Below are 11,281 nucleotides of genomic sequence, written 5' to 3'. Positions count from 1 at the left end.
CTGACCGCTGAGTCGCCTCAATTTCCCTTGGCCGTGCCCGCACCCGCCCTGCGGCCCTGGCCGCTAGCTTGGCGCAATGGATGTGCGGGGGTGGGCCAGACGCCATGAGGCGCTGATCGGATGGCTGGCGCGCATCGGGTACGTGGCCAAGGGCCTGGTCTTCTTCAGCCTGGGCGCCTCCACCCTGCGCGCCGCCCTGGGGGTGGGGCAGCTGCCGGACGGCGTACGCGGCGCCCTCGCCACCTGGGCGAACGAACCGTGGGGCCGCGGGCTGCTGTGGAGCGTGGCGGCTGGCCTGCTCTGCTACGTGGTGTGGCTGCTGTGCCGCGCCTTCCTCGACGCGGACGGTCAGGGCAAGGGGTTTCTGCCGCTGGTGCGGCGCCTGGGGTGTCTCACCAGCGCCCTGACCTTCCTCGGTGCGGCTGGGATCGCTGTGCAGGTGGCATGGCGCGGCTGGGGGCAGGGAGACGGCAACGACCCCCAGATGTGGGTGGCGTGGTTCCTGATGCTGCCGCTGGGGCCGTGGCTGGTCGGGACGGCCGGAGTGGTGCTGCTCGGCGTGCTGGTGAATCACCTGATCGTAGCGTTCACCGGCATGTTCCTGATGTTCGTTGAGGTGGAGCATCTGCCCGGGTGGCACACCGCCCTGCTGCGTGCGGCCGGACTGCTCGGACTGCTGGCACGCGGCGCGGTGCTGGGCGTGATTGGGGTACTCCTGATCCGCGCGGCCCTGTGGGACAACGCCCAGGCGTCGGGGGGCATCGGCAAGGTCATCCGGATCGTGGCAGACGACCCGTCGGGCCTGTGGCTGCTGGGGGTGCTCGCCTTCGGCCTGCTGTGCCTGGGGCTCTATTCCTTCGCGCAGGCGTGGCACCGGCGCGTGAGCCTGCTCTAGGGCCGCCGCGCCTTCAGGCGGTCGGGAGCTGCCCGGAGGCGAACAGTGGCTCCAGCAGCGCCTGTTCCAGCACGATGGTCAGCGCCAGGGTCTGATAGCCGTGCTGATCAAACAGGACGGTGATCTTCTCGCCCTCGTAATGCATGACCTGGCCCTCTCCGAGGCTCCGATGGGCCACCCGGCCGCCTATGGCGAACGGCACCGCCAGCCCCGCGCCGGTCTCCTGGACCCGTCCGTCCTGGCAGGTGTCGCAGTTGTCACACGGCGCCTGGTACGGCTGGCCGAAGTAGTTGAGCAGGTACTCGCGCCGGCATCCTTCAGTCTCGGCATAGCCGCGCATCATGTCCAGCCGCGAGCGCTCGTAGGCCTGACGGCGGTCCTGGGCCTGGGCCGCCTGCGCTGCGAGGTCTGCCGGGGGGGTCTCGTTCGCCTCCCCGCTGACGTTCACCGCGCCGCCCGGCTGCACGTCCACGGCCCCAACATCCTCCAGACGGCTGACCGCCGTCAGCACCCGTGCCTGAGACAGGCCCGTCTGCTCACTCAGCGCCTGGACGTCCAGCGAACCGTCCGCCTCCTCCACCGTCCGCAGCACCACCTCCACCTGCTCCGCGTCCAGGTGAGGGCCGCCCGCGAAGTACCGGCGCAGATTGAGGTCGCTGGGTGTGTAGAACAGGATCACATCGGCCGCTGCGCCGTCCCGGCCGGCCCGCCCGAGCTCCTGGGCGTAGGCGTCCACCGACCCCGGAAGCTGAAGGTGATACACGAAGCGCACGTTCGACTTGTCGATGCCCATGCCGAAGGCGTTCGTCGCCACGATCACCTCCAGCTCATCCAGCATGAAGCTGGTCTGCACCTGCTCGCGCGCCGCCGCATTCATGCCGGCGTGATAGGCCGCCGCCTGTACCCCGCATGACAGCAGCTCCTCGGCACATTCCTCTGCCGCCCTGCGGGTCGCCGCGTAGACGATGCCGGGCTTCTGCGCCTCCAACACCGCGGCCAGCAGCGCCGAGCGTTTGGCGTCCGGGTTCTCGAAACGCCGCACCTCCAGCCGGAGTTCCGGCCGGTCGAACCCACTCACCAGCGTGCGGGCGCCGCGCATTCCCAGCCGCTCGATAATTTCGGCCCGAACCGGCGGCGCAGCGGTGGCGGTCAGGGCCAGCACCGGGGGGCGACCCAGCGCCTCCACCACCTGCCCGAGCCGCAGATACTCGGGGCGGAAGTCGTGGCCCCACTCGGACACGCAGTGCGCCTCATCCACCACGAACAGTGAAGGTCGGGCGGCGCTGAGCCGGGCCAGCGTCTCCTCACTGCAGAGCTGCTCGGGTGCGAGGAACAGGAACGCGAGCTGCCCCTCTTCGAAGGCCTGCAGGGTCGCCTCGCGGTCTGCCGGGCGCAGGGTGGAGTTGATCCAGGCGGCCTGACCCGGCAGGTGCACCTCCAGCGCCTCCACCTGATCGCGTTGCAGAGCGATCAGCGGCGAGACCACCACCGCCGGGCCGCCCAGGGCCAGCGCCGCGACCTGATAGATGGCCGACTTGCCGCTGCCGGTGGGCATGATGGCCAGCGTGTCATGGCCCTCCAGCACCGACCCGATGGCCTGCTGCTGCGCGCCGTGCAATTGCTCGTGTCCGAACACCTCACGGGCGATTCGCTGTGCCCGTTGCATCTCTTTGCTAACTCTGACCATGGACCCGGCTCCTTCCGCTGCCTCGAGGCCGGACACCCTGCCTCTCTCCAGCTGGAGCAAGAGGCGACGCCGGCCGTGACCGGGCCGTGGCCCGACGTCACTGCGGCGCCTGATGGTGTCAGCACTCGAACCTGGCTCTGGGAGCCACGGGAGACCAGTCTTGCAACGTTCGGGCCCCTGCGGATGTTGGCCATCACAAGCGGCCTTTACCCGGCCCTGGCGCGCCCATGAGCTGCCATGAAGCCGGGTTGGAGAAAGCGGCTGGTCCGCTCATCTGTACGCAGGCCGCCAGCAAGGCTGTGCCCCCAGCCCCGCAGTGGGCAGAGGGCCAGCTTTCCTAACGCAGTGCCGGCTCCACTGTTCTGTCGCCGCAGGAACAGCGGAGCCTGCCCCGGTCTTCTTGTTGAGCCGGCCGCCTGCTTCCCCGGTCAGGTGAACTGGCCGTCCTGCTGGAACACCTCGCCGTCCAGCAGCAGCTGTCCTCCCTGACGCAGGTCCTTGATCAGGTCCCAGTGCAGCGCCGAGACGTTGCTGCTGCCGGTCTCGGGGTAGCCGTTCCCGAGGGCCAGGTGGACGGTGCCACCGATCTTCTCATCGAACAGGATATTGCGGGTCGGCACCTGGATGCCGGCGTTGCTACCGATGCCCAGTTCGCCCAGCAGGCGGGCGCCGGCGTCCGTCTCGAGCGCGGCCAGCAGGGCGGCCTCGCCCTCTTCGGCGCTCGCCTGCACCACCACCCCGTCCCGGAAGGTCAGCTGGACGCCGCTCACCGCTGCGCCGCCGTAGATAGTCGGGACATCGAAGCGGATCTGACCGTTGGCGCTCGTTTCCAGCGGGCCGGTGAACACCTCTCCGCTGGGCATGTTGCGCTTGCCGTCGCTGTTGACCCAACTGCGCCCGCCGATTCTTAGGGTCAGATCGGTGCCCTCGCCCAGGATCCGGACCTCATCGGCGCGTTCCAGCCGCTCCAGCAGCCGGGCCTGCAGCGCGCGAACATCGCCCCAGCGGGCCACCGGGTCCGGCGTATCCAGAAACATCGCGCCCGCCACGAAGGCCTCGTAGTCCGGCAGGGTCATCTGGGCGGCCTCGGCCCCGAAGGCGGTGGGATACAGCGTCAGGTTCCAGCGCCGCTGCGCCCGCGCCCGTGCGATGGGGGCCAGGGCCGCCCGGTGCCGGGCCGCCCGCGCCGGGTCCAGGCGGCTGTCCGGCGCGGTGGGCGTCAGAATCCGTACCGACGCCTGCACACTCTCCACCTCGCTGAGCAGCAGCGGTTCGGTGGCGTCCAGCAGGTGCTCCGGGGCGTACCGGTAGAACTCGTCCGCCTGCGACGGAAACTCCAGCCGCACGATCGGCGTGGCCCCGCGCTGAAGCAGGGTGCGGTGCAGCGCTTCCACCAGCGGGAGTGCCAAAGTGGTGGTCTGCACCAGCACCCGCTCTCCCGGCTGAACCGCGAGGCAGTAGTCGGTGAGCAGCCGGGCGTGCCGCTCCGGATCGTAGCCCAGGTGGTCCGCCGTCACAGGCTGGTCACCGCCCCGCCGTCCACCAGCAGCACGCTGCCGTTCACGTAGCTCGCCACCGGGGAGCACAGGAAGGCCGCGACCTGTCCGAACTCCTGCGGCTGGCCCAGGCGGCCCATCGGAATCTGCCGCTCGGAGGCGGCCCGCACCTCGGCACGGCTGAGCCCTCGCTTCTCGGCCTGAGCATCGTCCAGCTGGTTGATGCGCTCGGTCTCGATGCGGCCCGGCGCCAGCCCGTTCACCTGGATGTTGAGCGGGGCCAGCTCGGTGGAGAGGCTCTTGCACAGGCCGTGCACGGCGGGCCGGAAGGTGTTGGACAGCGTCAGGTTGTCAATCGGCTTGCGCACGCTGCTGCTCAGAATGGTCAGGATGCGTCCGCCGCCGCCCGCCTGCATCAATGGCACCGCCAGCCGCACGCTGCGGACCACGCTCATCAGGGTCAGCTGGAAGGCGGTGGCCCACTGCACCTCGCCCAGCGCGCTGAAGTTGCCCGGCGGCGGCCCGCCCGCATTGCACACCAGAATGTCCAGTGAGCCGAAGGCGGCCGCGACCTCGCCGAACAGGCGCGTCAGGTCGTCCTCACTCGCCACGTCCGCCTGAAAGGCCAGCACCTCGTGGCCGCTGCTGGCCTGGATGCGCGCCGCCGCGTCCTGCGCCCGGGTCAGATCGCGCGAGCAGAGTGCCACCCGTGCGCCCTCGGCCGACAGGGCAGCGGCGGTGGCGTAGCCGAGCCCGGCGCTCGCGGCCGTGACCAGGGCGGTCTTTCCGTTCAGCTGCAGGTCCATCAGACGTGCCCGTACTTGGCCAGCACGTCCGGCAGGCTCATGCCCCGGTCCAGGTCCTCGCGGATCGCCACTTCCTTCACGGTCAGTGCTTCCGCCCGCTCCAGCACCGGCTCCACCAGTTCCAGCGGAATCACGATGGCCCCGTCGAAGTCCGCCAGGATGAAATCGTCCGGCCGGACCATCACGCGCTCCGCTGTGGCGCCCGGCAGGTACACCGGCACCTGCCACGCGTTCACCTGCCAGCGACCGATGGACTGGACCGGCGAGCGGTACTGCGTGAACACCGGAAAGTTCATCTGCGCGATCCACTCGATGTCGCGGATGCCACCGTCGATCAGGGCGCCCGCGCAGCCGCGGTGCTGCATGCCGCGCGCGATCAGCTCGCCGAAGAAGCACACGCCCGACGCGCCGCCCCCGCTCCACACGCTGATCTGGCCGTCTTCCAGTCCCGCCACCGCCTGCATCTTGGCCGGGTCGCCGGTGCCGGGGTAGGGGGTCATCTGGCCGCGGATGGTGTAGGCCCAGCCGGCCAGCTTGTTCTGGCTCTCGCGGATCGGCCAGAAGCTGCTCGCCAGCCCGTAGTCCGGGTGGCCCAGCTCGTCCAGCACGTCGGCAACGTTGGCGGTGTCCACCTTCAGGAAGCGGGCTCTCAGGTCGGATTTCTGCTCGGCACTCAGGGTCATCGTGCTCCTTGGACGGTCAGGCGGCGGCGCATGTCCTGCGCGATCCAGCTGACCGGGGCGCTGCCGTAGGACAGCAGCTGATCGTGAAAGTCGGTGGGGGGCAGCCGCAGTTCCTCGCGCAGCGCCCGGATGGTGCGGGTGCCCAGCCAGTACATCAGGCGGCTGGCCGGGTAGAGGCTGTTGCGGGTGGTCTCGGCCCAGATGCGGCCCGGCGCGAAGCCCACCTCGTCGCGGTAGAACGCGCGCATCTGCTCCAGGGTCCAGCGGCCGGTGTGCAGGCGGATGTCCGCCAGGCAGCAGGCGGCGTTGCGCAGCTCGAACTGCTTGAGCAGCAGCTGCTCCTGCGGGGTGTAGAAGCCGGGGGCTTCCAGCAGCAGGTCCTCGGCGTAGCAGGCCCAGCCTTCCACCAGCGTGCCCGCGCCCAGAAAGGCGATGCCGCTGGCGCAGTCGGTGCCGGCCAGCCGCGCCAGCCGGGAATCGGCCTGGCGGGCGCGGGTGTTCTGGGTGTGATGGCCGATGCTGCCGTGGTGGACCGCGTGCACCAGCTTGATGAAGGGAATGTTCTGGCCGCGCAGATAGGCGGCCGTGTCCTCGCCGGGCGGGAACACCCAGTACACGCTGCCGCTGCCCGGCTGCAGGGCGGGGGGCGAGCGGTAGAACAGGAAGTACAGGTCTCCGGCGGCTTCCTGCGCCCAGGCGGGCAGCGTCTCGAACGACAGGCCGTAGTCTGCGGCTGGCGTCAGCAGCCCCTCGCCGCGTTCCAGCGCCTGCTGGTGCCAGTCCTGGTAGGTGGAGCGCACCTGCTCCAGCGCCGGCTGCTGCGCTTCCAGGTCGGCCAGCTGCTCAAGCCAGCTGCGGTCCGGGTTCAGCTGAGCGGCCAGCTGTTCCAGCTCGCCCAGCAGTGCCTGGAAGCCGGCCTCTGCCTCCGTTTCCGCCTCTGCGGGGCTCATCGGCAGCGCGTGCGCCTCGCGCATCAGGAAGCCCAGGTACGCTTCGCCACACGCCGGGTCTGCGTCGCCCGGCTGCAGTGCGTCCGCGTAGGCCTGGACGGCCCGCGCCGCCTGTTCCGCCGCCGGGCGCCACTCCTCCTGCCAGGCGGAGTGCAGCGGCAGGCCACCGAGCAGCAGCCGCTCCAGCGCCCGCGCCTCGCGCCGCGCCCGCTCCACCCAGTCGGCCGGCAGGTTCAGACCGCTCAGCTGGGCGGTTCCGGCCTCCAGAAAGGCGGGGATCTGCTGCAGCCTCGACAGCACGGCCGCCGGATCGGTGGGCCGCTCACCCGGCAGCAGCAGGCTGATCAGTGAGAAGGCCGCCTCGCCGGTGTACCACGACGGGTTGTGCTGCCGGGGGCGCACCCGCGCCTCTTCCCGGGCCACCCGCAGCCACGCGCGCAGCAGGAAGAGGTCCAGCTGCTCGCCGGGCGTGTCCAGCGGATCGCTGAAAGCCTCCGCTTCGTCCAGCAGGGCACTCAGCGCCTGCTGTTCCTGCCGGTTGGCGTCTGGACCCGCCGGCGGCAACTGGCCGTCGTGGCCGGGCAGGCCCATGAAGCTGGCGTCCACCGGGCGCAGCTGAGCGTGCAGGGCCAGCAGCCGGTCCACCAGCGTGTTCAGGCTGCTCACCGGGTCGGCACCGCGCTGGGCAGGTCCACCCAGCGCCGCTCCCGGTGCGAGCGCACGATGGCGTTGACCGTCTCCTGGCTCTTCGCGCCGTCGTAGAAGGTGCACTCGCCCGGCAGTTCATCCAGAATCTCGTCCACCCAGTGCCGGATCAGGTTGCGGTAGTACAGCTCCGGCCAGGGGGTCTGCAGGGTGGTGCCGGGCGGGTAGGCGGTGTCCGGCAGCTCGATCTTCTGAAACTCCACCGCCTCGGGGGTGGCAAAGTGCAGCGTTTCGGCCACCCCGCCCTCCTCCACCAGCCGCGCCACCGCCGCGCCCTTGCTGCCGTACACGCGCAGTTCCACGCCCGGGTAGTTGCCCACCGCGATGTAGCTGGTCTGCAGAATGCCCTGCGCCCCGCTCGCGAACTCGGCCAGCGCCACCGTGCCGTCCTCGACCGGAATGCGCTGCATGCCCTCATACCCGCGCACCATCCGCTCCGGCACGTAGTTGTGCATGCTCCCGATGACGCTTTTGTACTCGCCCGCGCACCAGCGCACGAGGTCCAGCAGGTGCGAACCGTACCCCACGATGCTCGAAGGAATCAGCGACTCCCAGTCGGCCCCGGCCGGCACCTGCCGCAGCGGGTACAGCGGGTCCAGGAACTGCGAGTTCTGCTCCAGGCCGTGCACGTGGAAGATCTCACCGAGCGTGCCGTCATCAATCCAGGTTTTGATCTGCCGGATGGCCGGCGAGTACCGGAAGGTGAAGCCGAGCTTGGTGCGCACTCCATGCGCCTGTGCCAGCCGGGCGGCCATGAAGGCGTCGTCGGCCTCATGGGCCAGCGGTTTCTCCGAGATCACGTGCTTGCCGGCGCGGATGGCGGCCAGGCTCAGCGGGAGGTGGGTGTCGGTGGGCGTGCAGACGTCCACCATCTGCACCTCCGGATCGTCGATCAGCTGCTGCGCGTCGGTGTACACCCGCTGGATGCCGAACTGCCGCGCCATCGCCTCGGCGCGTTCCGGCACCGTGTCACAGATGGCCACCAGGCGGGCCCGGTCGTAGGCGTGGTAGCCGGGCAGGTGCGCCTGCTCAGCCCAGGCGTGCGCCCCGATCACTCCGACGCCCAGGGTCTTGCCGCCACTCATGGCAGCGCCTTTCCGAGCGAGGTCACGTAGGCTTCCAGCTCGTCGTAGTTGTGGAAGCCCAGCTGCCGCTCGCCGCCCTCGATCTCGTAGATCATGTCGCAGAGCTTGGCGTTCAGCCGCGCGTCCGCGCCGACCCGCGCGGCGTACTCCACGAGCTTGCCGTTGCTGGAGCGCACCTCGCTGGGGCGGTTGCGGTACACGATGTCCCACCAGATGCCGCTGCCCTGCTTGCGGAACTGGTGCGCGCCGGGCTTCTGGTCCTTCTTGAGCAGCCACACCGCGTGGTTGATGTTGTCCAGCAGCTTGCGGGTGTCGTCCGGCGTCTGAGGCTTGTAGTTGGCCGGGTCGAAGAAGTCGAAGGCCTCCACCGTGATGCCGTTCGCCTCCGCGATCTCCAGCGCTTCCCGCACCACGGCGCCCGCCACCCGGGCGTAGCGCTCCACGCCCAGCGTCTCGCGGATCGGCGCGTTCACCAGGGCGCTGAACACCACCTGGGCGCTGTAGACCTCCTTGGCCCAGATCTGTCCCCAGATGTTGTCCGAGAGCTGCACCTCGGTCAGCGCCGAGAGCTGAGCCGCCAGCTCCAGCAGCCTCGGCGTGCGCTCGCCGGTCATCTCACCCAGCTGAATCGGCCCCTCGTGCACGAACTCGATGTGCCCGGGGTCCACCAGCGCGCCGCCGTAGTTCGGGATGCTCCCCATCACCCGCTCGCGCCCGCCCAGGCCCGCTGCCTCCAGCCGCGCGATGATGTCCGGCTCGTTGAAGCCGTTCTGGTACGACACCACGAAGGTGTCCGGACCGAAGTGCGGCAGCATGCTCTCCAGGGCGTCAAGCGTGTGCTGGCTCTTGGTGGCGATCAGCAGGGCTTCCAGCGGCCCCTGCACCTCGTGCGGGTGCAGCGCTGTTGGCGTGAAGTGCAGGTCACCCCGCACCCCGTCCACCGTCAGGCCGTCCTGCTTGATCTTGTCGATGTGCTCGGCCCAGCGGTCTACCAGCGTCACGTCGTGGCCCGCCTGCGACAGGTAGGCTCCAGCGAGGCCGCCGATGGCGCCCGCTCCCAGAATGGTGATCTTCACAGCGTCTCCTTGAGGATGAAAAGGGCCAGCGTCAGTTGCGCGGGTCGAAGGCGTCTCTCAGGCCGTCGCCCAGGAAATTCACCGACAGCACGGTGATCAGGATCATCAGGCCCGGAAAGAGGGCCAGCCACGGCGCGGCGGTCAGCCACTGGCTGGCGTAGTTCAGCAGGTTGCCCCAGGTGGGCGTGGGCGGCTGCACGCCCAGGCCCAGGAAGCTCAGCGCACTTTCGAGCATGATCGCCCCGCCGACCGAGAGGGTGGTGGACACGATGATCGGCCCGACCGCGTTCGGCAGGATGTGGCGGAACATGATGCGGTTGTCGCGGCCGCCCAGGGCGCGCGACGCTTCCACGAACTCGCGCTCGCGCAGGCTCAGGAACTGGCCGCGCACCAGCCGGGCGGTGCCCATCCAGCTCAGCCCGCCCACGATGCAGATCAGCAGCGGCACGCTGGGCCGCAGGATGCCCGACAGCACGATCACCAGCGGCAGCAGCGGAATGCACAGCACCACGTCGGTGAAGCGCATCAGGATGGTGTCGATGACCCCGCGGTAGTACCCGGCCAGCGCGCCGATCAGGGTGCCCAGGCCGGTGGCGAGCAGCGCGCTGAACAGGCCCACCAGCAGCGAGATGCGCGCCCCGTACAGCATGCGGGTGAAGGCGTCGCGGCCCAGCTGATCGGTGCCCATCAGGTGCGCGCGGCTGGGCGGCTGCGGCTGCCCGATGATGTCCAGGTCCTGCCCGTCGAAGGTGTAGGGCGCGATGGTGGGGGCCAGGATGGCGAGCAGCGCCAGCAGCAGCAGCACCGTCAGCCCGAGGACTGCCAGGCGGTGGCGCAGGAAGCGCCGGAGCAGCGTGGGCCAGTAGCCGCGGCTGGGGGCCCGGCGCGCGAGCGGAGAGGGCATCGCCTCATGCATAGCGGATCCTCGGGTCAATGGCGGCGTAGGCGAGGTCGGCCAGCAGGTTGCTGATGATCAGCGCGAACGAGCCGACCATCAGGATCGCCATCAGCACCGGGTAGTCGCGGCCGTTCATCGAGTCGATGAAGAGCCGCCCGATGCCGGGCCACGCGAAGATCGTCTCGGTGATGACGGCGCCGGACAGCACCGAGGCGAAGTCCAGCGCCACCACCGTCACCACCGGAATCAGGGCGTTGCGAAAGGCGTGCGCGTAGATGACGCGCCGCGACGACACCCCCTTGGCGCGCGCGGTGCGGACGTAGTCCTGCCCCATCACCTCCACCATGCTGGCGCGCATGTAGCGGCTCCAGCCGGCCACCGACGCGAACGCCAGGATGAAGGCCGGCATCGCCAGGTGCCGCAGCAGGTCCGGCAGCGAGCCGTCCCCGATGGTCAGCATGCCCGCCGAGGGCAGCAGGCGCAGCTGCACCGACAGCAGCAGCTGCAGCATCAGCGCCAGCCAGAACACCGGCATGCTGATGCCCAGAAACGACAGCAGCGTGATGGCGTAATCCACGCCGCTGTACCGCCGCGTGGCGCTCACCACGCCGAGCGGGATGGCCACCAGCAGCGCCACCAGGAAGGCGGTGCCGCTCAGCATCAGGGTGGCGGGCAGGCGCTCCAGGATCTCCTGCACCACCGGCTGGGCGGTGCGGATGCTGAAGCCCCACTCGCCCTGGAAGAAGGCCAGCACCCACGACAGGTACTGCACCGGCAGCGGCTTGTCGAGGCCGAAGGCGCGGCGCATCTGCTCCAGCGCCTCCTGGGTGACGGACGGGTTGTCGGCGTACACGTCCAGCGGCCCGCCGGGCGCGAGGTGCAGCACCCCGAACAGGATCAGGGACACGCCCAGCAGCAGCGGCAGCATGCCGGCCAGACGCTTGAGCAGATAGGAAAAACTCACGCACGCTCCTTTGACGGCGAGGGTCGGGGCAGACCC

10 protein-coding genes are annotated in these 11,281 nt (G+C 69.9%); 1 reads left to right on the top strand and 9 read right to left on the bottom strand.

The genetic code is table 11. The annotated features are described in order from the left end of the window. Window positions 1-76 precede the first annotated feature (76 nt). A complete protein-coding gene (locus ABOD76_RS00885) occupies window positions 77-895 on the top strand; it encodes a DUF1206 domain-containing protein (RefSeq protein WP_350240715.1) in 819 nt (272 codons plus the stop codon). Window positions 896-908: 13 nt separating this feature from the next. On the opposite strand, the gene ABOD76_RS00880 is transcribed toward ABOD76_RS00885, so the two are convergent. The 9 genes from ABOD76_RS00880 to ABOD76_RS00840 all read right to left on the bottom strand — a co-directional run bounded on the left by ABOD76_RS00880 (window position 909) and on the right by ABOD76_RS00840 (window position 11,245). Further along, window positions 909-2,582, bottom strand: a complete 1,674-nt coding sequence (locus ABOD76_RS00880) for a RecQ family ATP-dependent DNA helicase (protein WP_350240713.1) — start codon at window positions 2,580-2,582, stop codon at window positions 909-911. A gap of 428 nt (window positions 2,583-3,010) precedes the next feature. Then, window positions 3,011-4,099 carry an aminopeptidase gene (locus ABOD76_RS00875; RefSeq protein WP_350240711.1) on the bottom strand — a complete coding sequence of 363 codons (1,089 nt, stop codon included), beginning with the start codon at window positions 4,097-4,099 and terminating at the stop codon, window positions 3,011-3,013. Then, window positions 4,096-4,884: an SDR family oxidoreductase gene (locus ABOD76_RS00870; RefSeq protein WP_350240710.1), complete on the bottom strand. Its 789-nt coding sequence runs from the start codon at window positions 4,882-4,884 to the stop codon at window positions 4,096-4,098. Before ABOD76_RS00870 ends, ABOD76_RS00875 begins: the two co-directional genes overlap by 4 nt. Further along, on the bottom strand, window positions 4,884-5,567 hold the full coding sequence (locus tag ABOD76_RS00865) for an RraA family protein (protein ID WP_350240708.1): 684 nt from the start codon (window positions 5,565-5,567) through the stop codon (window positions 4,884-4,886). The genes ABOD76_RS00870 and ABOD76_RS00865 overlap by 1 nt, the downstream gene beginning before the upstream one ends. Further along, window positions 5,564-7,183 (bottom strand): DUF885 family protein, encoded by a 1,620-nt coding sequence (locus ABOD76_RS00860; RefSeq protein ID WP_350240706.1) that lies wholly within the window; start codon window positions 7,181-7,183, stop codon window positions 5,564-5,566. Before ABOD76_RS00860 ends, ABOD76_RS00865 begins: the two co-directional genes overlap by 4 nt. Further along, window positions 7,180-8,307, bottom strand: a complete 1,128-nt coding sequence (locus ABOD76_RS00855) for a Gfo/Idh/MocA family protein (protein WP_350240705.1) — start codon at window positions 8,305-8,307, stop codon at window positions 7,180-7,182. Before ABOD76_RS00855 ends, ABOD76_RS00860 begins: the two co-directional genes overlap by 4 nt. Then, window positions 8,304-9,383: a ketopantoate reductase family protein gene (locus ABOD76_RS00850; RefSeq protein ID WP_350240703.1), complete on the bottom strand. Its 1,080-nt coding sequence runs from the start codon at window positions 9,381-9,383 to the stop codon at window positions 8,304-8,306. Before ABOD76_RS00850 ends, ABOD76_RS00855 begins: the two co-directional genes overlap by 4 nt. Before the next feature lie 31 nt (window positions 9,384-9,414). Then, the gene (gene opp4C / locus ABOD76_RS00845; protein WP_350240701.1) at window positions 9,415-10,287 is read right to left on the bottom strand and encodes an oligopeptide ABC transporter permease; all 873 of its coding nucleotides are present in this window, start codon (window positions 10,285-10,287) and stop codon (window positions 9,415-9,417) included. Window positions 10,288-10,291: 4 nt separating this feature from the next. Continuing rightward, window positions 10,292-11,245, bottom strand: a complete 954-nt coding sequence (locus tag ABOD76_RS00840; protein ID WP_350240699.1) for an ABC transporter permease — start codon at window positions 11,243-11,245, stop codon at window positions 10,292-10,294. Between the last annotated feature and the right edge of the window lie 36 nt (window positions 11,246-11,281).

Origin of the sequence: Deinococcus sonorensis KR-87, from assembly GCF_040256395.1 — a bacterium.
In the GTDB taxonomy this organism is placed as follows: domain Bacteria; phylum Deinococcota; class Deinococci; order Deinococcales; family Deinococcaceae; genus Deinococcus; species Deinococcus sonorensis.
The sequence above is the reverse complement of the archived record's forward strand: the minus strand, read 5'-3'. Positions and strand labels throughout refer to the sequence as shown.